Consider the following 25,145-nt stretch of genomic DNA (forward strand, 5'->3'; position numbering starts at 1 on the left):
CGTGAAGAAAACGCGTCAAAACTAGAATCTAGAGCTTCGGTTCTGATTCAATCAGAACCGAAAATGCTCTGGTCCACCACTTCGTGCCGCCGCTGCGCCTTGCGCACATACATCGCGCTGTCCGCCTCCTCCAGCGCGCGGCTCGCGTCGGAGTGCGGACCGAGGATCGCAACGCCGGCGGAGGCGCCCGCGCTGACGCTGCGGCCACCGAAATCGAAGGTGAGGCGATCGATCGATTGCTCGAGCGTCGCGGCCTTGGCCTTGGCGTCGGTCTCGCTCAGGTTCCAGAGCAATACCGCGAACTCGTCGCCGCCGAGCCGTCCGACCACGTCCGAGGCACGCACCTGGCCGGTAACCGTCTTCACGATCGCCTTCAGCACCGCGTCGCCGGCGGCATGGCCATAGGTGTCGTTGATCGGCTTCAGGCGGTCGACGTCGAGCATCACCAGCGCGCCGCTGGCGTGATAGCGCTTGATATAGGCGATCGAACGGTTCAGTTCGCGCTCGAAGCCGCGCCGGTTCAGGATATCCAGCAGGAAGTCGGTCTCCGCGGACGCTTGCAGTTCCGCAATCTGTGCCTGCGCTGTAGCCAGTTCCGCCTTGAGGCGGCGGATTGTCGCCTTGGCCTCGGCCAATGCCGTGGACGGCGCCGGGGCGGGCGCGGCTTGGGCCCGGCGTGGCGCAATCTTGCGCGCGGCCGCGCTTTTGCTTTTCGCGGCCCCGGATGCAGCCGCCCTCTTCTTCTTTTTCATAAGCATCCTTGTTGAGGCCCGCTGATGAGGCTTGCCCGCATTCACCAAGACAGGATAGTCCATTCCGGATTCCTTGCCACGCCTTGGATCAGTGACGGGCCGCTCCTATAATCCGGCCCATGCTTCTGGATTCCCGATCAGAATTGACGACATGCCCGCCGCAATAGCCATCATCATGGGAAGCCAGTCGGACTGGGAGACCATGGGCCACGCCGCCGAAACGCTCACCGCCCTCGGGCTCGCGTTTGAGGCGCGGATCATTTCCGCCCATCGCACCCCGGACCGGCTGTATGCGTTCGCCAAGGGCGCCAAGGCGGCCGGATTCAAGGTCATCATCGCCGGTGCCGGCGGCGCCGCGCATCTGCCGGGCATGACCGCGGCGCTGACGGAACTCCCGGTGTTCGGGGTTCCCGTCGAATCCAAGGCGCTGTCGGGCGTCGATTCGCTGTATTCGATCGTGCAGATGCCGGCCGGTATCCCGGTCGGCACGCTGGCGATCGGAAAATCGGGCGCCATCAACGCGGCGCTGTTGGCGGCGAGCGTGCTCGCGCTGAACGACCCGGCGCTGGCAACGCGCCTTGCCGCCTGGCGCAAGGAACAGACCGACGCGGTCAAGGAGCATCCGGAGGCATCGGCGTGACGGCTTCGACAGCAGTGAAGCTGAAGCCGGGTGACACCATCGGAATTCTCGGCGGCGGACAGTTAGGCCGGATGCTGGCGATGGCCGCGGCTCGGCTCGGCCTCAAATGCCAGGTATTCTCGCCCGATCCGGATTCGCCCGCCTTCGACGTGGTGCAGCACGCGACCTGCGCGGAATTCGCCGACGTCGAGGCGCTCGAACTGTTCGCCAATGACGTCGACGTGATCACCTACGAATTCGAGAACGTGCCGTCCGGGACCGCCCTGGTGCTGGCGGCGCGCCGCCCGGTCCTGCCATCGCAGAAGATCCTGGAGACCACGCAGGACCGGCTGATCGAGAAAGATTTCATCACCCGGCTCGGCATCGGCACCGCCGATTATGCCGACGTCTCCTCGCTCGAAACCCTGCGCGCCGCAATTGCGCGCATCGGCCTTCCCGCCGTGATCAAGACGCGCCGCTTCGGCTATGACGGCAAGGGCCAGGCGATGGTCCGCGAGGGCGATGACATCGACCAAGTCTGGGAAGAGCTCGGCACCAAATCCGCGATTCTCGAAGCCTTCGTGCCGTTCGAGCGTGAAATCTCCGTGATCGCCGCACGCTCCTCCGACGGTCAGGTCGAATGTTTCGACGTCACCGAGAACGAGCACCGCGATCACATCCTGAAGATCTCGCGCGCGCCGGCAGCGGTCCCGGGCGAGCTCGCCGCGCAGGCGCTATCGGTTGCGGAGAAGATCGCGCATGCGCTGAATTATGTCGGCGTACTCGGGGTCGAAATGTTCGTGGTGGCGGGCAAGGACGGTCCGACCGTGCTGGTCAACGAGATCGCGCCGCGGGTTCACAATTCCGGGCACTGGACGCTCGACGGCGCCTCGATCTCGCAGTTCGAGCAGCACATCCGCGCCATCGCCGGGTGGCCGCTCGGCAAGCCGATCCGCCATGGCGCGGTGACCATGACCAACCTGATCGGCGACGACATCCTGAGCTATGAGGAATGGCTGACAGTGCCCGGCGCAACCGTGCACCTCTACGGCAAGGGCCCACCGCGGCCTGGCCGCAAGATGGGCCATGTCACGGAAGTTGCGCCGGCAGACAGGACGTAACCGCCTGCCGGTGCCTTGAGTTCAGCCTGATATCAAGCCGTCCTTGCGCCTTCGACGATGCCGGTCGGCTCCTCGCTCAGCCAGCGATAGAGCACCCCGCCGAGCGCGCCGCCGATCAGGGGCGCCACCCAGAACAGCCAGAGCTGCGCCAGCGCCCAGCCGCCGACGAACAATGCGGGCCCGGTGCTGCGTGCCGGGTTCACCGAGGTGTTGGTGACGGGAATGCTGACCAGATGGATCAGCGTCAGCGCGAGCCCGATCGCGAGCGGCGCAAAGCCCGCAGGCGCCCTGCCATGGGTCGCGCCCATGATGATGAACAGGAACATCATCGTCATCACCACCTCGGTGATGAAGCAGACCAGCAGGTTATATTGCCCGGGCGAATGCGCGTCATAACCGTTGGACGCAAAGCCCTTGGCGACGTCGAAGCCGGGCGCGCCGCTCGCGATCAGATAGAGCACTCCCGCGGCGACGATCGCGCCAACCACCTGCGCGATCACATAGGGCAGGATCTGGCCGGCGGGAAAACGCCCGCCGGCGGCAAGCCCGACGGTGACGGCTGGATTGAGGTGGCAGCCGGAGATATGGCCGATCGCATAGGCCATGGTGACGACGCTCAATCCGAACGCCAGTGACACACCGACCAGGCCGATTCCGACTTGCGGAAAGCCAGCGGCGATCACGGCGCTGCCGCATCCCGTAAATGTGAGCCAGAAGGTGCCGATCGCCTCGGCGGCATATTTTTGTGTGTCCATACCAGTTCTCCCGTTATTTTGTTTCCCGGAGCCGGCAAAAGCTGCAGGAGCGGCCAAGCATTTGGCACCGAATCACCCAAATCAGGGCCGCCAAGTGGCAATTTCGCCCCATTTCGTGGCTTTACTTGGCCCTTCACCGTGCTTCACCGGTGGACATTTGCGATTTTGTCTGATACATGCGCGCGCCTAGGGTTAAGGGTCTGGCCTTTTGCCGACCTTGGCTTTGCCAGATTTCCGAACCGATCAATCGAAAAGAGGATGCCGCGTGCAGGTTCTCGTCCGCGATAACAATGTCGATCAAGCCCTGAAGGCGCTCAAGAAGAAGATGCAGCGCGAGGGCATTTTCCGCGAGATGAAGCTCCGCGGTCATTATGAGAAGCCTTCCGAGAAGAAGGCCCGCGAGAAGGCCGAAGCCGTGCGCCGCGCCCGCAAGCTGGCGCGCAAGAAGCTGCAGCGCGAAGGCCTGTTGCCGATGAAGCCGAAGCCGGTGTTCGGCGCCGGCGCAGGTGGTGACCGCGGCGCCGGTGGACGTGGTGGCCCGGGCGCCGGCCGCGGTCCGCGCTGATCGCACTTCTGTAAAGCTCGGAAAATGAAAACGCGGGCCCGGGCGGTCCGCGTTTTGCTTTTTGACCGGTGCATTTTGCGCCGCGCCCGGCTACGAATACGGAATTGCAGACGCGAGCATTTCCATTACGCGAGCAGTTCCGTTGATGGCGTTTCCGGCCTCCCGCCCCCGTTCTGGAGCTTCGCCCTTTCCGCGCCTGATGGCGCGGCCGGCGATCCTGCTTACTGTGTTGCTTGGCGTCGCCTTGGGCGGCTGCTCATTCGACCTCGGATCATGGGGATCGGGCAACGACAGGCCCAGGCAGGTCGCCGCCGAAAAGCCGACCGGCAGTGTCAGCCCCCAGAACATCAGCGACGCCAAGCAGCACGCGACGCGGGGCCAGGAGTTCGCGCGATCCTTCAAGACCGAACAGGCGCTCGCCGAATTCGAACAGGCGCTCGCGCTGGACCCCTACAACACGCAGGCGCTCTATGGCCGCGGCCTGATCTATCAGGGCCAGAACCAGCACCAGCAGGCGATCGAGGATTTCACCGCAGCCAGCGGTCTGGCGCCGCAGCGCGCAGAACCGTTGCTGGCGCGCGCCAGCAGCTATCTCGCCCTCAACAAGGCCAAGGAAGCGACCGCCGATCTTGACGAAGCGGTACAGGCCGATCCGAACAGCGCCGAGGCCTGGTCGGTGCGCGGCGAGGCCTATGAGAGGCTCGGCGACAAAAGCAAGGCGGCGGCTTCGTATAGCCGTGCGATCATATTGCGGCCCAGAGACGAAACCGCTCGCAGCGGCCTCGCGCGCACCGGCGGTTAGACCTTAAACGCGCGTGCTCTCTCCCGTGTCGTCCCGGGCAAGCGGAGCGCGACCCGGGACCCAAAACCACAGGGTTGCGTTTTGCGATGACTCGGACTGACAGCCTGCTAACCACAAAATCCTGTGGTTATGGGTCCCCGCTTTCCGCGGGGACCCATCGCGTTTGTGGAGGCAATGAGCAGCCTGCGCGATTCAAATCAGTTATTTCGGCAGGACGGCGTGGAACACCGATTTCATCGACGACAGCATGTCCTCGCCTATGTTGGGGCGATCCTTGGCCGGTTCGGCGGCCTCGGCGCGCAAATCCAGCGGCGGACGCGCCGGGATTTCGGCCGGCGGGGTCGGGCGATTCGGATCATCGGTCGCATCTGCCTGATAGGGAGGCCTGGGTTGCGAGGTCTGGCCCCACGCTTCGCTCGGCGGCGTCGATACCATGATTGGCGGCGGCAGTGGCCGCAACGAGGGCGCGGTTACGACCCGGGACGCTTCCGGCACGCGCGGCACCTCCGTCACGCGTGCCGTCTCTTGCACACGCGGGGCGCCATCACCGCCGCCGCGCAGCCGCTCGATCGCGGCGCGCGCGAGATCATTGGCGTCGCGGCGCTCTTCCGGCGCAGCCACGGCCTCAGTCTGTGTCGGCGGAGCGACCGCCTGACCCGGCGCAGCGGGCGCGGCGGCCGGCGCGGGAGCAGTCTGGCCCGGCGGCGGCGTGACTTTGGCCACCGTCTTTTCACGCGTCGCCGGCTGATGACGGCGCGGCTCGGCAGGGATGCTCGCGGTCTCCGCGGGCGCATCTGGGGACTTGCTGTCGGCCGATTTTTCCTGCGCTTTGTCTTGCGGCTTCTCGGTCACCGTGGCCTTCTCGGACGCCGTGCGCTCCATCAACGTGCGCTCGGACATGCCCCTGGCCTTCACGCCAGCTTCGGGGAGATTGGAGACCTCGGCAGGCTTTTCGACGGGCTTGCTCGCGGCGGCCGCCTTCGGCTGCGCGGTCGAAACAGCGGCGGCGGCCGGCGCCTCCGGTTTGGCTACGATGTAATGGTTAACGATGTAGGCCCCGATGACCGTCGCAGCCACCGAGGGAAAGATGTCGACGACGAATTTCGTCAGGTATTTCAGCATTGCCAACCACTCCCCGCCGGGCAGTTAGATGCGGGAACTTTGAGGCACATTGAGGGATCAACTGCGACGGATCAATGGCAATCGGCCTGTTCCGGCGATCACGGATGCTTACGGCTTGAGTTCAATCTCGAGGAAGACGATCTCCGTAGAGGTTTCGTTAAGCACATCGTGCTCCACCCCAGCTTTGCGGAAATACGACTTGCCGACGCCGAGCTGGGCCTTCGACCGCTCGCCACCGGGCGCCACGATGGTCATCTCGCCCGCGGTCACAGGCACGATCACATAGTCCATCTCATGGATATGACGCCCGGTCGCACTGCCCGGCGCCAGCCGCCATTCGGTGACGCGGACCTCGGGGGTATCGACCTGGACGTCGGATTTGGCGGCAAGCATCGTCATTGTCTCCTTAGAGCATGATCCGGAAAAGTGTGAAGCGGTTTTCCCTCGCGACAAACGCGAAGCGTTTGCGCGGAGATTATGCTCAAACAATAACCTAAAGCATGATGATGATTCATCCCCATCTCATCGCGCTTTAGGGCAGGAATTCCAGGAACAGGAATACGGCAAATACCACCAGATGCACCACGCCGAACAGGATGTTGGTGCGGCCGGTGCCGAAGGTCAGCATGCTCAGCAGGAAGGTGAGCAACAACAGCACCGTGCTCTGGGCGCTAAGCCCGAGCACAAGCTCTTTGTCCAGCATGTAGGTGGCGATGCCAACCGCCGGGATCGTCAATCCGATGGTCGCAAGCGATGAGCCGAGCGCAAGATTGATGCTCTTCTGTAAATCATTGTTGCGGGCGGCGGAAGTCGCTGCAACGCCCTCCGGCATGAGGATCAGAAGCGCGACCACCAGGCCTGCGAAGGCCGGCGGCGCGCCGATCATCGCCGCGGCGGCATCGATGACGAGCGAAAACTTCTTTGACAGCAGCACGACGGCAAGGAGGGAAATAAGGAGCAACGGAATGCTCAGCGCCAGCACCGCGCCCGATGACTTCTTCGGCGCCCCGGTATCGTTTGCGGACTCGGCAACGAAGTAATCGCGGTGCCGCGTGGTCTGGATGTAGAGAAAGACGCCGTACAAAGCGAGCGTGACCACGTCGACAAAGCCCAGTTGTGTGGCCGAATAGAACGGCCCAGGCGTGGTCAACGTATAATTCGGCATGATCAGCGTTATCGTCGCCAACACAAACAACACGCTAAGGTAAAGGTTGGCACCGGAAACCTGGAAATCCTGCTCTCGGTAGTGCAACCCACCAATGAAGATGCATAGCCCAACCAGACCGTTGCAAACGATCATCACAACTGCAAACACAGTGTCACGGGCGAGCGCCGGCTGCGGCTTGTCACCCAGCATGATCGTAGTGATCAGCGCGACTTCAATGACCGTCACCGCGAGCGTCAGTACCAATGTGCCGAAGGGCTCTCCGATCTCCTCGGCGATCACCTCTGCATGATGAACCGCCGCGAACACCGTGCCGAACAGGATGGCGAGCAGGATCGCCGCGAGCAGCCATCCGCCGAGAGACGGGGTAAACACCCAGCCCACGCCGGTCGCCGCGGCGAAAAGTGCCATCGCCAGCGCCGGGAAAATCCATGCCGAATGCGGCATCGGACCGTGTCCGCTCATGAACTCCCCTTCCGCTGCTCGAGGAGATCCAACATACGGCACTCAGTGAACGCTGAGAACAGGGGCGATCGGTAGAAGGGTGAGGAGCAGGAACAGGGGTATCAACACTCCACCAGCAAAGAAAAGATAGCCGAAGAAGCTCGGCATTTTGATGCCGCGCTCGTTCGCGATCGCAGCTACCATGAAGTTCGGAGCGTTTCCGATATAAGTGAGCGCCCCCATGTAGACGGCGCCCATGGAGATCGCTGCCAGCGTCCCCGACAATTCCCCCATCAATTGCTGCGCGTCACCGCCGGCGAGCTCGAAGAACAGGAGATAGGTCGGAGCATTGTCGAGGAACGCGGACATCAGCCCGGTGAACCAGAAATAGGCGACCTCCCGCGGAGCACCGTTCGGCTCAGTGACGGCGGACAACAGCCAGGCGAAGGACCCGTCACGCCCGGCATGCAGCATCGCCAGCACCGGGATGATGGCGGTGAAAATACCGGCGAACAGTTTTGCCACCTCCCGGATCGGCTCCCAGTTGAAGCCGTTGGCCTCGCGATGCTCGTCCGGGGTGAGCCATAGCGAAAGCAGCGCGATCATGACCAGAAGGCCGTCACGCACCAGGTTCTGCAGCTCCATCCTGGTGCCGAGAACGTCGAAGGCTACTCCCGGCCGCCAGGTCGCCGACATCAGGATGCTGGCAATGATGGCTGCGATCAGCGGCAGATTCATCAGGCCATGAATTCGGATCGGCGCGGCTCCCCCGGGCGGGGCCGCCGGTTCTCTGCGGAAAAGCCAGAGATCGAGCACGACGAAGACCAAGAGCAGGATGCCGGCCACGATCGTGGTCTGCAGCCAGATGTTCTTCGTGGTCCAGAAGAACTCGACGCCGTGCAGGAAGCCGACGAACAGCGGCGGATCGCCGAGCGGACTGAGCGCGCCGCCGACATTGGCAACCAGAATGATGAAGAACACGATGACATGTGCGTTATGGGGCCGCAGCAGATTGGCGCGGATCAGCGGGCGGATCAGGATCATGGCGGCCCCGGTGGTGCCGACGACGCTCGCCATCATCGTGCCCAGTGCGAGAACGGACGTATTGGTCCAGGGCGTGCCTCTCAGGTCACCGGTCACCAGGATCCCACCGGCAACCGTATAGAGCGCGAACAGCAGCACGATGAAGCTCAGATATTCGCCGAGCATCGCATGCACGAAGCTCTCCAGCATGGTTGCGCCTCCGGCGAACCAGGCGACCGAGGCAAGCGTCAGCGCCGACCAGGCGGCGGCGATCTTGCCGTAGTGGTGATGCCAGACTTTCGGAAACAGCAGCGGCCCGAGCGCGATCGACAGCAAGAGGCCGGCGAAAGGAAGCGCAAACGGCCAAGTCATCGCCGCGCCGTCGAGCGTCGCCGCGGCGCACGCCTGCTCCGGCAGCAGCACCAACACCGACAGGACAAGCACACCACCCCATGCCTTCATTCCACACCTACGAACCGCCAATGAACTGCCGCACTGTTTCGATCGCGCCATAATAATCGAGATTGTCGTGGCCGCCGCCAGCAAATCGAATGAGCCGCCTCGGCTCGTGTGCCAGCGCGAACAGGCGTTCACCGAAGATGATCGGGATCACGGGATCGTCAGTTCCGTGCATGACGAGCAGCGGCGCTTTGACGCGCGCAATGCGTTCGTCGGAGCGAAACTGGTCCCGCATCAGCCAGCGCACCGGCACGAGCGGGAAAGCCGCGCCAGCAATATCGACCGTCGAAGTATAGGGCGCCTCCAGGATCAATTTGCCGATCGGCTGTTCAGAGGCCAGCGCGACCGCAACGCCGGTGCCGAGCGAAAATCCCCAGACGACGATTCGTTCCGCGGCGTAGCGCGCCGTGGTGAAGGCGTAAGCTGCAGCGGCGTCCTGCAGAAGGCCGCGCTCACTCGGATATCCGCTCGAGCCGGCATAGCCACGGTAGGAGAGCGCGACCAGGCCGGTGCCATCCGAAATTATGGCGCGGAAACGGCTGACTAGCCCCGCGAGAAAGTCGCCATTGCCGGGAAAGTACAGGATCACGGGATGGCCGGGCTTTGCCGGCACGTGCCAGACGATGACCTTTTCACCATCGCCGGTGGTGAGCACATGTTCCTCGGCTTCAGGAAAGCCGGCCGCGTCCGGTGAGGTTCGCTCCCGCGTCGGAATCGGAAACAGCATCTGGCGCTGCTTGACGAACAGCAGCGCCAGCGCTCCGAGATAGCCGACTGCGGCGACGATCAGGAGCCATTTCAGGACGAGCATCGCTGCCCGCAACGGCCTCACATCGCCTTGACGATGCTCTCGGTCACCTTCTTGGCATCGCCGAGCAGCATCATGGTGTTATCGCGATAGAACAGCGGATTATCGATGCCCGCATAGCCCGAGGCCAGCGAGCGCTTGATGAACATCACCGTGCCGGCCTTCCAGACCTGCAGCACCGGCATGCCGTAGATCGGCGAGGACTTGTCCTCTTCCGCCGCCGGGTTGGTGACGTCGTTGGCGCCGATCACGAAGGCGACGTCGGCCTGGGCGAATTCGGAGTTGATGTCCTCCAGTTCGAACACCTCGTCGTAGGGCACGTTGGCTTCCGCCAGCAGCACGTTCATGTGGCCGGGCATGCGGCCCGCGACCGGGTGGATCGCGTACTTCACCTCGACGCCTTCCTTCTTCAGGATGTCAGCCATCTCGCGCAGAGCGTGCTGGGCCTGCGCCACCGCCATACCGTAGCCGGGCACGATGATGACCTTCGAGGCATTCTTCATGATGAAGGCGGCATCATCAGCAGAACCCAGCTTGGCCGGCTTCTGCTCGCCGGTCCCGCCGCCCGCCGCCGCGGTCTCGCCACCGAAGCCGCCAAGGATGACCGAGATGAAGGAACGGTTCATCGCGTGGCACATGATGTAGGACAGGATCGCGCCGGAGGAGCCGACCAGCGCGCCGGTGATGATCAGCGCCGAATTGCCCAGCGTGAAGCCGATGCCGGCCGCGGCCCAGCCCGAATAAGAGTTCAGCATCGAAATCACGACCGGCATGTCGGCGCCGCCGATCGGGATGATCATGAGCACGCCGAGCGCCAGCGCGATGATCGTGATCAGCCAGAAGTCGAGCGCGCTCCCCGACATCACGAGGCCGACAATGAAGAACACCAGCGCCAGGGCGAGCGCGATGTTGATGAGGTGACGGAACGGCAGGATGATCGGCGCGCCGCTCATCCGCGCCGACAGCTTCAGGAACGCGATCACCGAGCCGGTGAAGGTCAGCGCGCCGATCGCGACGCCGAGCGACATCTCGATCAGGCTCTGGGTGTGGATGTTGCCGGGCGTGCCGATGTCGAAGGCTTCGGGCGCATAGAACGCGCCGGCGGCGACCAGCACCGCGGCCATGCCGACCAGCGAGTGGAAGGCGGCGACCAGTTCGGGCATCGAGGTCATCGGCACCCGCCGCGCGATCACTGCGCCGATCGTGCCGCCGATGGCGACACCGAGCACGACCAGCAGCCAGGCGACGCCGTCCGCCGGCGGATGGCTCGCGAGCGTGGTCAGAATCGCGATCGCCATGCCGACCATGCCGAACAGGTTGCCCTGCCGCGAGGTGGCGGGGCTCGAGAGCCCCCTGAGCGACAGGATGAACAGCACACCCGCCACGAGATACAACAATGCAGAGAGATTGGCGTTCATCTCAGGTCCCCGTTTGCCTCTTCCCCGAGGTGGCCGCTTACTTGGACTTCTTCTTGTACATCGCCAGCATGCGCTGGGTGACAAGGAAGCCGCCGAAGATGTTCACGCAGGCGAAGATCAGCGCGACGAAACCGAAGCCGCGCGCCCAGCCCGAGCCGCTCGAGATCATGCCGACGCCGACCGCGAGCAGCGCGCCGACCACGATCACCGAGGAGATCGCGTTGGTGACGCTCATCAGCGGCGTATGCAGCGCGGGGGTCACCGACCACACCACGAAATAGCCGACGAACACCGCCAGCACGAAAATGGAAAGCCGAAATACGAAGGGATCGACGGCCTGCGCGATATGCTCCATGGCTTCTCTCCTTAAGCTTTCGGCTGGAAGTTCGGATGAATGACGGCGCCGTCCTTGGTGAGCGCAGTGGCTTTCACCAGTTCGTCGTCCCAATTGACGGCAAGCGCCTTGTTCGCCTTGTCGACCAGCGTCTCGATGAAGGCGAGCAGGTTGCGGGCATAGAGACCCGAGGCTGAGGCCGCGACGCGGCCGGCGACATTGGTGTAGCCGACGATCTTGATGCCATCGACATCGACGACCTCGCCCGCCTTCGCGCCCTCGACATTGCCGCCGCGTTCGACGGCGAGGTCAACCAGCACCGAACCAGGCCGCATCGACCTGACCATGTCCGAGGAGACAAGCCTCGGCGCCGGGCGGCCGGGGATCAGCGCGGTCGTGATCACGACGTCCTGCTTCTTGATGTGCTCGGCGGTGAGCGCGGCCTGCTTGGCCTGGTACTCCTTGGACATCTCCTTGGCGTAGCCGCCGGCGGTCTGCGCGTTCCTGAACTCCTCGTCCTCGACGGCGAGGAATTTGGCGCCAAGGCTCTCGACCTGCTCTTTGGTCGCCGGACGCACGTCGGTCGCGGTGACGATGGCCCCTAACCGGCGCGCGGTCGCGATCGCCTGCAGGCCGGCGACGCCGACGCCCATTATGAACACTTTCGCGGCAGGCACAGTGCCGGCCGCAGTCATCATCATCGGAAAGGCGCGGCCGAATGCTTCGGCACCCTCGATCACCGCGCGATAGCCGGCGAGGTTTGCCTGCGACGACAGCACGTCCATCACCTGCGCGCGGGTGATGCGCGGCATCAACTCCATGGCAAAGGCCGAAATGCCGGCGTCAGCCATCGCCTTGAGCGCAGCGTCGTTGCCGTAGGGGTCCATGATGGCAATGACGAGAGCGCCGCGCTTGTATTTCGAGAGTTCAGACGGCTCCGGCCGCTTCACCTTGATGACGATGTCGGCGTCCTTCACCGCATCCGCGCTCACCGTGGCGCCCGCGGCGGTGAATTCCGAATCCGGCAAGCCCGATTTGATCCCCGCGCCCGACTCGACCGCGACCTCGGCACCGAGCGCCTTGAGTTTCTTGATGGTGTCGGGGGATGCGGCGACCCGCGGCTCGGACGGGTCGATTTCCTTGGCAACGGCAATCTTCATAAGGCCTCCGGCGGCGCGGGACAGCGCACGCAAGCAAACTTAGCGTTACTCCCGCAACGTTGGATACCGGTTTTGGGACCGGCTTGGGTGCAATTTTTGTGAGCACCGCCGGCATTGGCGGCGCAGGCAGAGAGGGATCAGAGCAGGAAGAAGGCCATCAGGATGAGAATGAGGGCGACCGTCGCCGTGCCGTATTTAACCAGCGCGATGAACCCTTCATAGGTCCGCTCATGCTCGATGTAGTCGTTGCCGTCGGCGGTGGTGTAAGCCACTTCGCTATGGTCTGCCATCGGAGTCCCCAGTCGTCAAACGTCTGAATTTCAGGCGTGCCAATACCGCAAACCGGATGGCAGAGCAACGCCACCCTGCCTATCGCCTCATTCGGAAGGCCAATTATCCCGGATCCAGCGGGTGAGGCTTTCCTCGCTGACCTCGCCGGCCGCCAGCGACAGAATGATCGACGTCGCGTGCGCCGGATCAGGACCGAAATTGACGCCATTCTTGATGAGAAACGTCATCATCGCCATGAAGGCGATGCGCTTGTTCCCATCGACAAAGGCGTGGTTCTTGGCGAGGCCAAACGCATAGGCGGCCGCGAGTTCGGCCAGGGAGGCCTGCTCATAGCTCCATTTGTTGACCGGCCGCTCCAGCGCCGATCGCAGCATGCCTTCGTCGCGCAAGCCGGGAGCTCCGCCGAAGCGGCGGAGCTGGCGAGCATGGATAGCGATGGCTTGCTCATAGGCGATCCAAAGGGGCTCTTTCGACTCGCTCACCCGGAATTTCCACTACTTCGCAAGAGCCGCCAGCGTATCGCGATACTTGTCCATGACCTCGTCTGCGATTTCCATCGTCCGTTCAAAATCCGGATCGTAGGGAAGCGCCTGAAAACCGCCCCCCGGAAGTTCGGTGATATGGAGCTGTTGACCGCGCTTGAGGTCGAGCCGCTGCATCAGCTCGCGAGGGAGCAGCAGGCCATCGGAATTCCCGATCTTCTTGATCTCGATTTTCATGGTCAGGTTCCTTGAAGAGCAGGTCTCAGACTTGAGTTATACAGTTGTATAACGCATTTCCAACACCCGTTCAACAAATGTTTTACGGCTTGCCCTCAGCCCATCACCTCCAGCTCGTCGATCATGCTCGCGATCACCGACAGCCCGCCGTCCCAGAATTTCGGATCCTTGGCGTCGAGGCCGAACGGCTTGAGCAGTTCCGAATAATGCTTGGTTCCGCCGGCCGCGAGCATGTCGAGATAGCGGTCCGCAAAGCCCTCGGCGGCGTGCTCATAGACCGCATACAGCGAGTTCACCAGGCAGTCGCCGAACGCATAGGCGTAGACGTAGAACGGCGAATGGATGAAATGCGGGATGTACATCCAGAAATTCTCATAGCCGGGCTTGATTTCGATCGCCGGCCCTAAGCTTTCCGTCTGCACGGAAAGCCAGATCTGGCCGATCCGCTCGGCGGTCAATTCGCCGTTCTTGCGCTCGGTGTGCACCGCGCGCTCGAACGAATAGAACGCGATCTGCCGCACCACGGTGTTGATCATGTCCTCGACCTTGCCGGCGAGCAGCGCCTGGCGCTGCTTGGCGCTCTTGGTCTCGGACAACAGGCGCTTGAAGGTGAGCATCTCCCCGAACACGCTCGCGGTCTCCGCCAGCGTCAGCGGCGTCGGCGCCATCAGGGGGCCGTTCTTTGCCGCCAGCACCTGGTGCACACCATGGCCGAGCTCATGCGCGAGCGTCATCACGTCGCGCGGCTTGCCCTGGTAATTCATCAGCACGTAAGGGTGCGCCGACGGCGTGGTCGGATGCGAGAACGCGCCGGGCGCCTTGCCCGGCCTGACCGGCGCATCGATCCAGCGGTCGGTGAAGAAGCGCTCGGCGATCGCCGCCATGTCGGTGGAAAAGCCGCGATACGCGGTCAATACCATGTTGCGCGCCTCGGGCCAGGCGATCGTGCCGGTCGCGGCAAAGGGCAGCGGCGCGTTGCGGTCCCAATGCGGCAGCTTCTTCTTTTTGAACCAGCCCGCCTTCAGCCGGTAATAGCGGTGCGACAGTTTCGGATAGGCGGCGCGCACGGAAGCGACCAGCGCGTCCACCACCTCGCGCTCGACGCGGTTGTTGAGATGGCGGGAATCCGCGACATCCTGGAAGCCGCGCCAGCGGTCGGAAATCTCCTTGTCCTTGGCGAGCGTGTTGGTGATCAGTGCGAAAGTGCGCTCGTTGGCCTTGAAGGTTTTCGCCAGCGCCTCTGCCGCCGCCTTTCGCTTTGAGCCGTCGCGGTCCTGCAGGAGATTGAGCGTGGGCTCGATCGCGAGCTCCTTGGCGCCGACCTTGAAGCGCAGGCCGGCGATGGTCTGGTCGAACAGCCGGTTCCAGGCGGCATAGCCGCTCTGCGACTTCTCGTGGAAAAGCTGCTCGATGCGATCCTCGAGTTGATACGGCTTCTCCTTGCGCAGATCCTCGATCCAGGGCCGGTAATATGCGAGCTCTTCCGCCTGCATCGCGCGCTCGATCACATCATCGTCAATGCGGTTGAGCTCGAGCGCGAAGAACAGCAGGTGCGTCGAGGCCGCGGTCAGGCGCTCTGAAACATCGCCGTAAAATTTCGTGATCGCGGGATCGACGCTGTCGCCGGCATGCACCAGGCCGGCAAAGGAGCCGAGCCGGCCGGCGAGATCGTCGATCGCTTCATAGCGTCGCACGGCTTCTGCGAGCCACTTTCCGCCATCTTCCCGCGCCGCATGTTCCGCGAGCTTGCCCTTGCAGTCGGTCTCAAACGCGACGCAATCTGCATCCATCTTTGCCAGGTCACGCGCGACTTCCGGCGCGTCGATGCCGGAATAGAGATCAGCGAGATTCCATTCCGGCAGTTTGCCGGTTTTGCCCGCGGGCTTCTTGGCGGCGGACTTGTTTGCGGCGGATTTGGCGCCGGCGGGTTTGCGTTGCGTTGGTTTGCGGAGAGCGGAGGAGCGCGAGGTCATCTTGGTGGAAACCTGTGTTCAATCGGAGACGCGGCGGCGAAATGTGCGGGGGTCGGCAACGTTTAAGAGGGCGTTAATCGGCTTCGGCGAGAGTGCCCCGATTCGAGACAGATAAGCGTAACGCGCGGGGAAAACCATGGTTGCCACCATTTTGATTGCCGATGATGACGCAGTACAGCGCCGTCTGGTTGAAAACATGGTGCAAAAATGCGGCTACCAGCCCCTCGTAGTCGATAGCGGCGACGATGCCATCGCCGCACTCGCCGCACTCACCGCCCAGGAGAACCAGACCATCGATGCGGTCGTGCTCGACCTCGTGATGCCCGGCCTCGACGGCCTTGGCGTGCTCGCAAAGATTCGTGACGCTGGTTTGAACGTCCCCGTCATCGTGCAGACCGCGCATGGCGGCATCGACAACGTGGTCTCGGCGATGCGCGCCGGCGCCCAGGATTTCGTCGTCAAGCCGGTCGGCTTCGAGCGGCTGCAAGTATCCTTGCGCAATGCGCTGAACACTTCTGCACTCAAAGGTGAATTGCAGCGCATCCGCCACAGCCGCGAGGGGCGGCTCACGTTCACCGACATCATCACCCGCAGCGAAGCGATGACAAGCGTGCTGCGCACCGCGCAGAAGGCCGCTTCATCAGCCATTCCGGTGCTGATCGAAGGCGAATCCGGCGTCGGCAAGGAATTGTTCGCCCGCGCCATCCACGGCAGCAGCGAGCGCAAGTCGAAGCCGTTCGTCGCAGTGAACTGCGGCGCGATCCCCGACAATCTCGTGGAGTCGATCCTGTTCGGCCACGAGAAGGGCGCCTTCACCGGCGCCACCGAGCGCCACATGGGCAAGTTCGTGGAAGCCCATGGCGGCACGCTCTTCCTCGACGAGGTCGGCGAACTGCCGCTGACCGCGCAGGTCAAGCTGTTGCGCGCGCTGCAGGAGGGCACGGTGGAAGCCGTCGGCGGCCGCAAGCCGGTGAAGGTCGACGTCCGCATCATCTCCGCCACCAACCGCCAATTGCTCGAGCTGGTGAAGGCCGGTCAATTCCGCGAGGACCTGTTCTATCGCCTGCACGTCTTGCCGCTGACGATTCCTCCGCTGCGACAGCGGCGCGAGGACATCCCGCATCTGCTGCGGCATTTCCTCGCGCGCTTCAACGCCGAGGAAAACCGCAACATCACCGGCATCAGCGGCGAGGCGATGGCGCATCTTTCGCAGCTCGACTGGCCCGGCAATATCCGCCAGCTCGAGAACACGGTGTATCGCGCGGTGGTCATGAGCGACGGCGACCAGCTTGGCCTCGCCGACTTCCCGCAGGTCGCAGCGCACCCGCTCGCTGAGCCGAATCCGGCGCATGGCGAGCCCCTGATTATTGGCCCGTCGACGGCGCCCGCGATGGTATCGGGTAACGACATACCAATTGCGCCACTGCCGGCCGCCGGCAATCTCTCGATGCTGACCAGCAGCGGCGACGTGCGGCCACTGGAAGAGATGGAGAACGAGATCATCCGCTTCGCGATCTCGCACTATCGCGGGCAGATGTCGGAAGTCGCGCGGCGCCTGAAGATCGGCCGCTCGACGCTCTACCGCAAGATCGACGAGGCCGCAGCAAATGACTCTGCCGACGGCGCCAGCGGCACCAATTGAGCCAATGGGCGTTTATGCCACCGAGCGGGTATTGGAGGTCGTGGCTTCAGTCTTGGCTTCAGTTTTGGCTTGGCCCGCGTGGTCCGGAACCTATTGAACCGTGGCTTGGCGGTGACAGACAAACGGGGTGCCGCGTGGCAAAAATCGCGCAGGATCGAGTGCAAGTGGTTGATCAAGGTCAGTTTGTCGTGAGTTGCCCCGCATGGCGCTGGCTGCATGAAGGGGGCCTAGGTATCGTCTGCGTTGATTTGTTGCGTGCAGGCGCGACGGAGTTTTTGATCGAGTGAGGCCGGCGCTTTCGCGCAAGCTCAGGGCATGATCCGGGAAGATCATGCTCGAACAAATCGAGCGTGATGACGCTTTCCGCGAAGCGTCATCCTGCTCCAGGACCATGACGTGAGAACTGTTCCAATGCAGGGGCAGTTCGCCCCAGGGGGTGTGACGATGCGTGACTGTTCGAAAGGCCGTACCGGATTCGATCGCGTGCTGATGGCCGTCGCCGCGACGTTCCTGGCGGTCTCCGCGACCTCAGCGCTGGCCCAGTCGGACGCGCCACGCGCCAGTGCGGCAGAACTCGCGATCGATGCCGCGATCCCCCGTCCCGAGCCTGCCAACGTCCCGCCGCCGACCGCGGCCGATATCAGGATGGACACCACGGCCTCGGTGCCGGATGCGAGCAAGGACGTCATAAAGCCGAGCGACCCCGACGCCGCTACCAAGACCGCAGAGCCCAAGGTCGAGTCCAAGCCGGCTAATGTCGTCACCGCGCCCGCCGACGAGCCGAAGCCGAGCGACGTGGCAAAGGACGCGCCGAAGGAGCCGGAGCCGGTCAAGAACGACACCGCGACGGTGACGCCGCCCGCCGCGCCTGCGACCGCTACATCTCCTGCTCCGGCAACCGCCAACGCGCCCGCAGCCGAGCCCGCCAAGGAGCCGGTCAAGGCTGCGAGCAACGTGCCGGCGGAAGATCAGCCGGTTGCCGACAAGCTTCGCGAGACGCTGGCCAGCAAGACGCTGCGCACCTTTGACCGCAAGAACGAGCGCGCCGCAGTCGAGAAGTTCTACTCCGCGCGCGACTACGCGCCGGTGTTCACGCAGGCCGGCAAGCTGACCGCGACCGCCAAGGGCGTGATCGCGCGGCTGAAGGACGCCGCCTCCGACGGCCTCAATCCGGAAGACTATGCGGTGCCGGATTTTGCCGCTGCCGCCTCGCCCGACGCGCTGGCGGACGCCGAGTTGAAGCTCGCCGCCAGCATGCTGGATTATGCGCGTCAGGCGCAGAGCGGCCGGATGCATTGGTCGCAGGTCTCGGCCGACATCCTTTATCCCGAGCACCCGATCGATCCCCTCGGAAGTCCTCGCCAACGTGACCGGCGCGCAGGACGCCTCCGCCGCGCTCGACAGCTACAATCCGCCGCACAAGCTCTACCGCGAGCTCAAGGCCAAGCTCGCCGAGCTGCGCGGTCAGGGTGACGGCCCGGTGATCCAGATCATGGAAGGGCCCACGCTGGCCTACAAGCCCGGCACCAAGAAGCAGCCGGCGGTGGCGCCAGAAGATCCGCGCGTGCCGCAGCTCCGCGCCAAGCTCGGCGTCAGCGAGAATCCCGATGACACGCGTTACGACGCCAAGGTCGCCGAGGCCGTGCGCAAATTCCAGCAGAGCGTCGAGCTGAAGCCCACCGGCGTGCTCGACGACCGCACCGTGAAGGCGATCAACAGCCCGAAGCGCGACAGGCAGATCGACACCGTCATCGTCAACATGGAGCGCTGGCGCTGGCTGCCGCGCCAGCTTGGCGCGGCGTCCCTCGGCAACGCCTATGTCATCCTCAACATCCCCGATTACACGCTGCGGGTGATGCAGAACGGCGCGCCGGTCTGGACCACGCGCGTCGTGACCGGCAAGCCGGGGCAGCACGCCACCCCGCTTCTGACCGAGACGATGAAATACATCACGGTCAACCCGACCTGGAACGTGCCGCCGTCGATCATCTACAACGAATACCTGCCGGCCCTGCAGCAGGACCCGACCGTGCTGCAGCGGATGGGCCTGCGGCTCGAATATGGCCGCGACGGCTCGGTCCACATCTCGCAGCCTCCGGGTGAAGCCAACGCGCTCGGGCGCATCCGCTTCAACTTCCCGAACAAATTCCTGGTGTATCAGCACGACACGCCGGACAAGCAATTGTTCGCCAGGGAAGAGCGCGCCTTCAGCCATGGCTGCATGCGCGTGCAGAACCCGGACCAGTACGCTTCCGTGCTGCTCAACATGACGATGACGAACGAGCATTGGACGCCCGAGCGGATCCGCAACATGTATGGCTCGAGCGAGATCGACCTGAAATTCCCGACTCCGATCCCGGTCAACATCACCTACCAGACCGCGTTCGTCGACGATGCCGGCAAGCTGCAATTCCGCAAGGACATCTATGGCCGCGACGCCGCCATGCTGGCGATGTTGAAGAACAGCCGCGGCAAGGACCTCGAATCAGTTGTGGCGCATGCGCAGCCGAACTATTCACGCCCGAGCCGCAACACCCTGCCGCCCGGCGTCAGCATCGCCAGCGAGAACACCAATTCCGGCCTGAACTTCTTCGAGCGGCTGTTCGGCGGCGGCCCGCCGGTGCCACCTGCTCCGATTGGGCGCGGACAAGCGCAGCCGCGCGGGGTGTTCACCCGGTAATCCACCGTTCCCCAGACGCGCCAAATTTTAGAGCAAAATCAACGATCCCGCCCGCCCGGCGGGATCAATTACATTAACCAATATCCATGTAGCGCGGGTGGCGGCACTTTTTCGCCACAGTCAACAGTTTAGGTTAAACCCAACTTGGGAAACGGGATGGTAAATCTCGGTTAACCGTCCTGCTTTAAGAATGCGTTCACCGCCTTTCGCCGGGGTCTGCGAAAGAAAGGTCGAACGCTCGACGACTGGGTGGGCTCATCGGTGCTGGCTGTCCGCGCACGCCACAATAAACTGCTGTCGCTCCCGAAAGCCGGATGTCAGGTCGGGCTGACGTCGCTGTTGCTGCTCGCGGGCGCCGGATCAGTTCACGACGCCGCCGCCCTGAACGAGACCCGCACCCTCTCCTTCCACCACACCCATTCAAACGAAGACCTCACCGTCACCTTCAAGCGCGACGGCCGCTACGACGAAGACGCGCTGAAGAAGCTCAATCATTTCCTGCGCGACTGGCGCACCCAGGACGAGACCACGATGGATCGTCGGCTGTTCGACATCCTCTGGGAAGTCTATCGCGACGTCGATGGCAAGCAGCCGATCAACGTCATCTCCTCATACCGCTCTCCCGCGACTAACGCCATGCTCCGCCGCCGCTCCTCCGGGGTGGCGCGCTACAGCCAGCATATGCTGGGGCATGCGATGGATTTCTACATTCCCGGCGTGCCGCTCGAGCAGATCCGCTATGCCGGCCTGCGCCTACAGCGTGGCGGTGTCGGTTTCTATCCGACCTCCGGCTCGCCTTTTGTTCACCTCGACACCGGGTCGATCCGCCACTGGCCGCGCATGACGCATGACCAGTTGGCCAGGGTCTTCCCGGATGGTCGCACGGTGCACATCCCCACCGACGGCAACCCGTTGAGGGGCTATGAGCTTGCCCGCGCCGACATTGAGCGGCGCGGCAATGGCGATGGCTCTTCATCCGGCGGCGGCAAGCTCGGCGGCTTCCTGACCGCGCTGTTTACGGGCAAATCGTCTGCCGGCAGCGATGAGGACGACGAGGGCGCCGCTACGCCGGCTGCCGCCGAGAAGCCGGCGCCCGCGGTTGTCCTGGCTTCCGCCAAATCCGCCGATCCCGTGCCGATACCGCGTGCAAAACCGCAATTCGCCTCGACCATCCAGCTCGCCGCGGCCGACGCGCAGATCATCCCGGCCGCAAAGCCCAAGCAGGCCGCGCCGACGCCTGCCGAGAAGTCCGAGCCGAAGCCCGAGACGCCTGCCGACATCATCAATGCCCGCGGCTTCTGGGGTGACGATCTGCCCGCGCCGAAACAGGCAACGGCTGCGCAGATCGCCGCCCTCAAGGCGCGTGAGGCAGTCGGCGCCGCCGATCCGCAGGCCACTGCCAGCGTGTCGGAGAACTTCAACAAGGCGCTCGCCTATGCCCCGGCGGCGAACCCGCCGGTTGAGCGCAGCAACGTCGTCACCGCCTCCGCACCTGTCCCGCGCAACGTCCGCCCGGCCCGCAATGCCGGCGCCGTTGCGACCGAGATCAACACGGTGGTCGCGAAGGGCGCGCAAGGTCAGAGCAGCGTGATCGCGACCTCGACCCGCATCTCCGCCGCCAAGGGCAACGATCTCTGGATGCGCGTGGTGATGCTGGCGCCAAGCGCGAGCAACGCCATGCTGACCACCGTGCTCGGCGACACCGACATGACCCTGATGCGCACTCACTTCGTCAAGCCGCAGGCTGCGATCAACATCACCTTCTCGAATGATCCGATGATGGGCATGAGCTGCGACACCTTCACCGGCTCCGCCACCGCAACGCTGCCGACGACCTCCTTCGTCGTCCGCACCGCCGCGCTGCGCTGATTTTTTTCGCGGATAGAGCCGACCGAGCGCCGCAGCAACTCTCTTCTCCTTCCCCCTGAAAGGGGGAAGGTCGGGATGGGGGTCTGCCGCGAGTTACACTGCTCGTGTGGAGAGAGTTGATCCCCACCCGGTTTGCGCTAGCGCGCAAACCGACCTCCCCTTTTCAAGGGGAGGTTCGGACACGACGAGAGCCTATATCATCCCCAGCGCCTGCATGTAGGTCTCGATGATCGTCTCCTGCTCCTGACGCTCGTTCGGATCCTGCTTGCGCAGGCGCACGATCGTGCGCAGGGCCTTGACGTCGTAGCCGTTGCCCTTGCTCTCGGCATAGACGTCGCGGATGTCGTCCGAGATCGCCTTTTTCTCTTCTTCCAGCCGCTCGATGCGCTCGATGATGGCCTTGAGCTGGTCCTTTGCGAATCGGGTCGCGGGTTCTTCTTTGACGGCGGCGGAGGTGGCCATCGGGTACTCCTGAAATGGAACTGGTGATGAGGCGTCCTGTTGAGGCGTCTTGGCGTGCGCTCCTCACGGATCGCGTGTCGGAAATGACCCTCAAGTTTGCGACGCCTCCCGTCAAGGAAACGTCGCGCTCATCCACAGCGCGCCCACAGGAGATGCTGGTGTATCGGCAATTACCCTCATTCCGGGACAATGCGCAGCATTGAACTCCGATGCGCAATTGCGCATCGGAGAATCTCAAGATTCCGGGCTCGTCCTTCGGACGCCCCGGAATGACGGAGTGCGTATGAGTTAGTGCCCGGGGTGCGCCTTTTTCATCGCGGCCAGTTGCTCCGGCGTCGCCGAGCCCTGATATTTCGCCTTCCACTCCTCATAGGGCATGCCGTAGACGGCCTCGCGGCTCTCGTCCTTGCTGATCGCGACGCCCTTGGCGTCGGCCTCTTCCTTCATCCAGTTGGAGAGGCAGTTGCGGCAGAATCCGGCGAGGTTCATCAGGTCGATATTCTGGACGTCGGTGCGGTTCTGCAGATGCTGCACCAGGCGCCGGAAAACGGCGGCTTCCAGCTCGGTCCTGGTCTTGTCGTCAATGGTCATGGCTGTCATCCCGTTACCTGCATGACCCGGAAAGGTGGGTACCGGTTTTCCCTCGCGACAAATGCGAAGCGTTTGCGCGGGGGTCATGCTCGAATAAGTCATTCTCAGCATATTGATATCAGGTGGGATTCGTCACAGATTTTGCCATATCGCTGCGCAAAACAGCATGAAATCGGGTGGGATCGGCGGTTTTCGATGGCAGAAGTCCGCCTGCCTTCCGTTGACAGGCGCCGCCGGGCCACGCGAAATCGTCAATGATTCGGTGTAGCTTCGCCCCATGATCGTGCTGGATTCCCTTCCCCTCCCCCCTCGCCTGCTTGCCGGTCTTCTACCCGTGCTGGCGCTTGTGGCGGCGTGCCTGTGGACCAGCCCGGCGGCGGCGGATTTCCGGCTCTGCAACAACACCGCCAGCCGGGTCGGCATCGCGCTCGGCTACAAGGACGCCGAGGGCTGGACCACCGAGGGCTGGTGGAACATCTCCTCGCGCTCCTGCGAGACCCTGCTGCGGGGCAACCTTGTGGCGCGCTATTACTACATCTACGCCCTCGATTATGACCGCGGCGGCGAATGGTCGGGCCAGGCCTTCATGTGCTCGCGCGACAAGGAATTCACCATCCGCGGCACCGAGAATTGCCTGGCGCGCGGCTATGACCGCACCGGCTTCTTCGAAGTCGATACCGGGGAGCAACGGGCGTGGACCGTGCAACTGACGGAAGCGAACGAACAGCCGGCGCAGAAGGTGCCGGGAATGCCGGGCGGGGTCGCACCGGGGGCTCCCGCGGTGCCAGGCCTGCCAAATCCACCGGGCGGAACGCCTCCAGGCGCGTCTGGTCTACCTCCAGCGGCACCGCCCGGAAGCAAGCAATGAGAAGACTGCGTCGGATCAAGATCCTCGCGACCTTGGGTCCCGCCTCCTCCGACAGCGCGATGATCCGCAAGCTGTTCGAGGCCGGCGCCGACCTCTTTCGCATCAACATGAGCCACACCCCGCATGACAAGATGCGGGACCTCGTCAAGACCATCCGCAATGTCGAGTCCAGCTACGGCCGGCCGATCGGCATCCTGGTCGACCTGCAGGGCCCCAAGCTCCGGCTTGGCGCCTTTGCCGAAGGCGCAGTGCAGCTCAATAACGGCCAGAGCTTCGTGCTCGATTCCGACAAGACGCCGGGCGACACTACCCGCGTCAACCTCCCGCATCCGGAAATCCTGGCGGCGCTACGGCCCGGCCACACGCTGTTGCTCGATGACGGCAAGGTGCGGCTGATCGCGGAGCAGACCTGGCCCGACCACGCGGTGACGCGCGTGGTGATCGGCGGCAAGATGTCGGATCGCAAGGGCGTCAGCCTGCCCGACACGGACCTGCCGGTCTCGGCGATGACGCCGAAGGACCGCGCCGACCTCGAGGCCGCGCTGACGACGGGTGTCGACTGGATCGCGCTGTCCTTCGTGCAGCGCGCCGAGGATGTCCACGAGGCCAAAAGGATGATCCGCGGCCGCGCCGCCGTGATGGCGAAGATCGAGAAGCCGCAGGCGATCGACCGGCTGGCCGACATCATCGATGCGTCCGATGCGCTGATGGTCGCGCGCGGCGATCTCGGCGTCGAACTGCCGCTGGAGCGCGTGCCGAGCCTGCAGAAGCAGATGACGCGGATGGCGCGCCGTGCTGGCAAGCCGGTGGTGGTCGCAACCCAGATGCTGGAATCGATGATCCAGGCGCCGGTGCCGACCCGCGCCGAGGTCTCCGACGTCGCCACCGCCGTCTATGAAGGCGCGGATGCGATCATGCTGTCGGCGGAATCCGCCGCCGGCAAATATCCGGTGGAAGCGGTCACCACCATGAACCGCATCGGCGAGGAAGTGGAGCGCGACCCGACCTATCGCGGCGTGCTCACCGCGCAGCGCGCCGAGCCGGAGCAGACGGTCGGCGATGCGATCGCGGATGCCGCGCGCCAGATCGCCGAGACGCTCGACCTCTCGGCAATCATCTGCTGGACCTCGTCGGGCTCGACCGCGATCCGCGTCGCGCGCGAACGTCCCAAGGTACCGGTCGTTGCGATCACGCCGAATCTGGCGACAGGCCGCAAACTCTCGGTCGTGTGGGGCGTGCACTGCGTGGTCGCCGAGGACGCGCGCGACCAGGACGACATGGTCGACCGCGCCAACTCCATCGCCTTCAGGGATGGCTTTGCGCGCGCCGGCCAGCGCGTGATCGTCGTCGCCGGCGTCCCGCTCGGCATCCCCGGCACCACCAACATGGTCCGCATCGCCTCCGTCGCACCCCAAAGCGACTTGGAGAAGTGAGGCGGGTTCGTACGACGCAGAAGACCCGTAGGGTGGGCAAAGCGAAGCGTGCCCACCATTGCGAGCAGAA

General features: G+C 63.9%; 24 protein-coding genes and 1 pseudogene. 9 read left to right on the plus strand and 16 right to left on the minus strand.

The genetic code is table 11. The features are described from left to right. Window positions 1–47: 47 nt before the first annotated feature. Window positions 48–752: a GGDEF domain-containing protein gene (locus ACVJGD_RS22925; RefSeq protein ID WP_456636443.1), complete on the minus strand. Its 705-nt coding sequence runs from the start codon at window positions 750–752 to the stop codon at window positions 48–50. Between the two features lie 151 nt (window positions 753–903). Here ACVJGD_RS22925 and purE point away from each other — a divergent pair, with 151 nt between their 5' ends. Further along, the gene (purE, locus tag ACVJGD_RS22930) at window positions 904–1,392 is read left to right on the plus strand and encodes a 5-(carboxyamino)imidazole ribonucleotide mutase (RefSeq protein ID WP_456636444.1); all 489 of its coding nucleotides are present in this window, start codon (window positions 904–906) and stop codon (window positions 1,390–1,392) included. Next, entirely contained in the window at window positions 1,389–2,492 is a 1,104-nt protein-coding gene (locus tag ACVJGD_RS22935) for a 5-(carboxyamino)imidazole ribonucleotide synthase (RefSeq protein ID WP_456636445.1), read from the plus strand. The genes purE and ACVJGD_RS22935 overlap by 4 nt, the downstream gene beginning before the upstream one ends. A gap of 32 nt (window positions 2,493–2,524) precedes the next feature. On the opposite strand, the gene aqpZ is transcribed toward ACVJGD_RS22935, so the two are convergent. Then, window positions 2,525–3,247, minus strand: a complete 723-nt coding sequence (gene aqpZ / locus ACVJGD_RS22940; protein ID WP_456636446.1) for an aquaporin Z — start codon at window positions 3,245–3,247, stop codon at window positions 2,525–2,527. 265 nt (window positions 3,248–3,512) lie between these two features. Here aqpZ and rpsU point away from each other — a divergent pair, with 265 nt between their 5' ends. Then, window positions 3,513–3,812 (plus strand): 30S ribosomal protein S21, encoded by a 300-nt coding sequence (rpsU, locus tag ACVJGD_RS22945; RefSeq protein WP_027579707.1) that lies wholly within the window; start codon window positions 3,513–3,515, stop codon window positions 3,810–3,812. A gap of 145 nt (window positions 3,813–3,957) precedes the next feature. Then, window positions 3,958–4,614, plus strand: coding sequence for a tetratricopeptide repeat protein (locus tag ACVJGD_RS22950; protein ID WP_456636447.1), 657 nt, complete (start codon window positions 3,958–3,960; stop codon window positions 4,612–4,614). 201 nt (window positions 4,615–4,815) lie between these two features. Here ACVJGD_RS22950 and ACVJGD_RS22955 read toward each other — a convergent pair whose 3' ends face one another. The 12 genes from ACVJGD_RS22955 to ACVJGD_RS23010 all read right to left on the minus strand — a co-directional run bounded on the left by ACVJGD_RS22955 (window position 4,816) and on the right by ACVJGD_RS23010 (window position 15,530). Further along, on the minus strand, window positions 4,816–5,736 hold the full coding sequence (locus tag ACVJGD_RS22955; RefSeq protein WP_456636448.1) for a hypothetical protein: 921 nt from the start codon (window positions 5,734–5,736) through the stop codon (window positions 4,816–4,818). A gap of 108 nt (window positions 5,737–5,844) precedes the next feature. Next, complete coding sequence (locus tag ACVJGD_RS22960) at window positions 5,845–6,129, minus strand: cupin domain-containing protein (protein ID WP_456636449.1); 285 nt, start codon at window positions 6,127–6,129, stop codon at window positions 5,845–5,847. Window positions 6,130–6,268: 139 nt separating this feature from the next. Next, on the minus strand, window positions 6,269–7,366 hold the full coding sequence (locus tag ACVJGD_RS22965; protein WP_456636450.1) for a calcium:proton antiporter: 1,098 nt from the start codon (window positions 7,364–7,366) through the stop codon (window positions 6,269–6,271). Between the two features lie 42 nt (window positions 7,367–7,408). Beyond that, the gene (locus ACVJGD_RS22970) at window positions 7,409–8,830 is read right to left on the minus strand and encodes a sodium:proton antiporter (RefSeq protein ID WP_456636451.1); all 1,422 of its coding nucleotides are present in this window, start codon (window positions 8,828–8,830) and stop codon (window positions 7,409–7,411) included. Between the two features lie 7 nt (window positions 8,831–8,837). Next, window positions 8,838–9,638, minus strand: a complete 801-nt coding sequence (locus ACVJGD_RS22975) for an alpha/beta hydrolase (protein ID WP_456636452.1) — start codon at window positions 9,636–9,638, stop codon at window positions 8,838–8,840. A gap of 17 nt (window positions 9,639–9,655) precedes the next feature. Then, window positions 9,656–11,053 (minus strand): NAD(P)(+) transhydrogenase (Re/Si-specific) subunit beta, encoded by a 1,398-nt coding sequence (locus ACVJGD_RS22980; RefSeq protein WP_456636453.1) that lies wholly within the window; start codon window positions 11,051–11,053, stop codon window positions 9,656–9,658. A 37-nt stretch (window positions 11,054–11,090) separates the two neighbouring features. Then, window positions 11,091–11,408 (minus strand): proton-translocating transhydrogenase family protein, encoded by a 318-nt coding sequence (locus ACVJGD_RS22985; RefSeq protein WP_028166994.1) that lies wholly within the window; start codon window positions 11,406–11,408, stop codon window positions 11,091–11,093. A gap of 11 nt (window positions 11,409–11,419) precedes the next feature. After that, a complete protein-coding gene (locus ACVJGD_RS22990) occupies window positions 11,420–12,547 on the minus strand; it encodes a Re/Si-specific NAD(P)(+) transhydrogenase subunit alpha (RefSeq protein ID WP_456636454.1) in 1,128 nt (375 codons plus the stop codon). Window positions 12,548–12,684: 137 nt separating this feature from the next. Further along, window positions 12,685–12,837, minus strand: coding sequence for an aa3-type cytochrome c oxidase subunit IV (locus ACVJGD_RS22995; RefSeq protein WP_456636455.1), 153 nt, complete (start codon window positions 12,835–12,837; stop codon window positions 12,685–12,687). An 87-nt stretch (window positions 12,838–12,924) separates the two neighbouring features. Further along, window positions 12,925–13,320, minus strand: a complete 396-nt coding sequence (locus tag ACVJGD_RS23000) for a type II toxin-antitoxin system death-on-curing family toxin (RefSeq protein WP_456636456.1) — start codon at window positions 13,318–13,320, stop codon at window positions 12,925–12,927. 12 nt (window positions 13,321–13,332) lie between these two features. Continuing rightward, window positions 13,333–13,557, minus strand: a complete 225-nt coding sequence (locus tag ACVJGD_RS23005) for an AbrB/MazE/SpoVT family DNA-binding domain-containing protein (protein ID WP_456636457.1) — start codon at window positions 13,555–13,557, stop codon at window positions 13,333–13,335. Between the two features lie 95 nt (window positions 13,558–13,652). Beyond that, complete coding sequence (locus ACVJGD_RS23010) at window positions 13,653–15,530, minus strand: M3 family oligoendopeptidase (RefSeq protein WP_456636458.1); 1,878 nt, start codon at window positions 15,528–15,530, stop codon at window positions 13,653–13,655. 136 nt (window positions 15,531–15,666) lie between these two features. Between ACVJGD_RS23010 and ACVJGD_RS23015 the strand changes: the two genes are divergently transcribed. The 3 genes and pseudogenes from ACVJGD_RS23015 (at window position 15,667) to ACVJGD_RS23025 (ending at window position 21,721) form a co-directional block, all read left to right on the plus strand. Then, the gene (locus ACVJGD_RS23015) at window positions 15,667–17,172 is read left to right on the plus strand and encodes a sigma-54-dependent transcriptional regulator (RefSeq protein ID WP_456636459.1); all 1,506 of its coding nucleotides are present in this window, start codon (window positions 15,667–15,669) and stop codon (window positions 17,170–17,172) included. Window positions 17,173–17,616: 444 nt separating this feature from the next. Next, window positions 17,617–19,852 (plus strand): annotated as a pseudogene (locus tag ACVJGD_RS23020) (L,D-transpeptidase scaffold domain-containing protein). Between the two features lie 261 nt (window positions 19,853–20,113). Then, a complete protein-coding gene (locus ACVJGD_RS23025; protein WP_456636460.1) occupies window positions 20,114–21,721 on the plus strand; it encodes a DUF882 domain-containing protein in 1,608 nt (535 codons plus the stop codon). A 192-nt stretch (window positions 21,722–21,913) separates the two neighbouring features. Here ACVJGD_RS23025 and ACVJGD_RS23030 read toward each other — a convergent pair whose 3' ends face one another. Further along, window positions 21,914–22,183 (minus strand): DUF2312 domain-containing protein, encoded by a 270-nt coding sequence (locus tag ACVJGD_RS23030; protein ID WP_028163653.1) that lies wholly within the window; start codon window positions 22,181–22,183, stop codon window positions 21,914–21,916. Window positions 22,184–22,471: 288 nt separating this feature from the next. Next, complete coding sequence (locus tag ACVJGD_RS23035) at window positions 22,472–22,774, minus strand: DUF1244 domain-containing protein (protein ID WP_456636461.1); 303 nt, start codon at window positions 22,772–22,774, stop codon at window positions 22,472–22,474. A gap of 277 nt (window positions 22,775–23,051) precedes the next feature. Here ACVJGD_RS23035 and ACVJGD_RS23040 point away from each other — a divergent pair, with 277 nt between their 5' ends. Both ACVJGD_RS23040 and pyk read left to right on the plus strand, forming a co-directional pair. Beyond that, a complete protein-coding gene (locus ACVJGD_RS23040; protein WP_456636462.1) occupies window positions 23,052–23,642 on the plus strand; it encodes a DUF1036 domain-containing protein in 591 nt (196 codons plus the stop codon). Continuing rightward, window positions 23,639–25,075 carry a pyruvate kinase gene (pyk, locus tag ACVJGD_RS23045; RefSeq protein ID WP_456636463.1) on the plus strand — a complete coding sequence of 479 codons (1,437 nt, stop codon included), beginning with the start codon at window positions 23,639–23,641 and terminating at the stop codon, window positions 25,073–25,075. Before ACVJGD_RS23040 ends, pyk begins: the two co-directional genes overlap by 4 nt. Window positions 25,076–25,145 lie beyond the last annotated feature (70 nt).

The sequence above is a fragment of the Bradyrhizobium sp. USDA 10063 genome (assembly GCF_054063735.1).

What these genes read in the sequence shown, in the direction of transcription:
- ACVJGD_RS22925 (WP_456636443.1), bottom strand. Translation starts at nt 752, where the DNA reads ATGAAAAAGAAGAAGAGGGCGGCTGCATCCGGGGCCGCGAAAAGCAAA.
- aqpZ (WP_456636446.1), bottom strand. Translation starts at nt 3,247, where the DNA reads ATGGACACACAAAAATATGCCGCCGAGGCGATCGGCACCTTCTGGCTC.
- ACVJGD_RS23010 (WP_456636458.1), bottom strand. Translation starts at nt 15,530, where the DNA reads ATGACCTCGCGCTCCTCCGCTCTCCGCAAACCAACGCAACGCAAACCC.
- ACVJGD_RS22965 (WP_456636450.1), bottom strand. Translation starts at nt 7,366, where the DNA reads ATGAGCGGACACGGTCCGATGCCGCATTCGGCATGGATTTTCCCGGCG.
- ACVJGD_RS23005 (WP_456636457.1), bottom strand. Translation starts at nt 13,557, where the DNA reads ATGAAAATCGAGATCAAGAAGATCGGGAATTCCGATGGCCTGCTGCTC.
- ACVJGD_RS22995 (WP_456636455.1), bottom strand. Translation starts at nt 12,837, where the DNA reads ATGGCAGACCATAGCGAAGTGGCTTACACCACCGCCGACGGCAACGAC.
- ACVJGD_RS23035 (WP_456636461.1), bottom strand. Translation starts at nt 22,774, where the DNA reads ATGACCATTGACGACAAGACCAGGACCGAGCTGGAAGCCGCCGTTTTC.
- ACVJGD_RS22955 (WP_456636448.1), bottom strand. Translation starts at nt 5,736, where the DNA reads ATGCTGAAATACCTGACGAAATTCGTCGTCGACATCTTTCCCTCGGTG.
- ACVJGD_RS23030 (WP_028163653.1), bottom strand. Translation starts at nt 22,183, where the DNA reads ATGGCCACCTCCGCCGCCGTCAAAGAAGAACCCGCGACCCGATTCGCA.
- ACVJGD_RS23015 (WP_456636459.1), top strand. Translation starts at nt 15,667, where the DNA reads ATGGTTGCCACCATTTTGATTGCCGATGATGACGCAGTACAGCGCCGT.
- ACVJGD_RS22970 (WP_456636451.1), bottom strand. Translation starts at nt 8,830, where the DNA reads ATGAAGGCATGGGGTGGTGTGCTTGTCCTGTCGGTGTTGGTGCTGCTG.
- ACVJGD_RS22960 (WP_456636449.1), bottom strand. Translation starts at nt 6,129, where the DNA reads ATGCTTGCCGCCAAATCCGACGTCCAGGTCGATACCCCCGAGGTCCGC.
- ACVJGD_RS22980 (WP_456636453.1), bottom strand. Translation starts at nt 11,053, where the DNA reads ATGAACGCCAATCTCTCTGCATTGTTGTATCTCGTGGCGGGTGTGCTG.
- ACVJGD_RS22975 (WP_456636452.1), bottom strand. Translation starts at nt 9,638, where the DNA reads ATGCTCGTCCTGAAATGGCTCCTGATCGTCGCCGCAGTCGGCTATCTC.
- ACVJGD_RS22990 (WP_456636454.1), bottom strand. Translation starts at nt 12,547, where the DNA reads ATGAAGATTGCCGTTGCCAAGGAAATCGACCCGTCCGAGCCGCGGGTC.
- ACVJGD_RS23040 (WP_456636462.1), top strand. Translation starts at nt 23,052, where the DNA reads ATGATCGTGCTGGATTCCCTTCCCCTCCCCCCTCGCCTGCTTGCCGGT.
- ACVJGD_RS22950 (WP_456636447.1), top strand. Translation starts at nt 3,958, where the DNA reads ATGGCGTTTCCGGCCTCCCGCCCCCGTTCTGGAGCTTCGCCCTTTCCG.
- pyk (WP_456636463.1), top strand. Translation starts at nt 23,639, where the DNA reads ATGAGAAGACTGCGTCGGATCAAGATCCTCGCGACCTTGGGTCCCGCC.
- ACVJGD_RS22985 (WP_028166994.1), bottom strand. Translation starts at nt 11,408, where the DNA reads ATGGAGCATATCGCGCAGGCCGTCGATCCCTTCGTATTTCGGCTTTCC.
- purE (WP_456636444.1), top strand. Translation starts at nt 904, where the DNA reads ATGCCCGCCGCAATAGCCATCATCATGGGAAGCCAGTCGGACTGGGAG.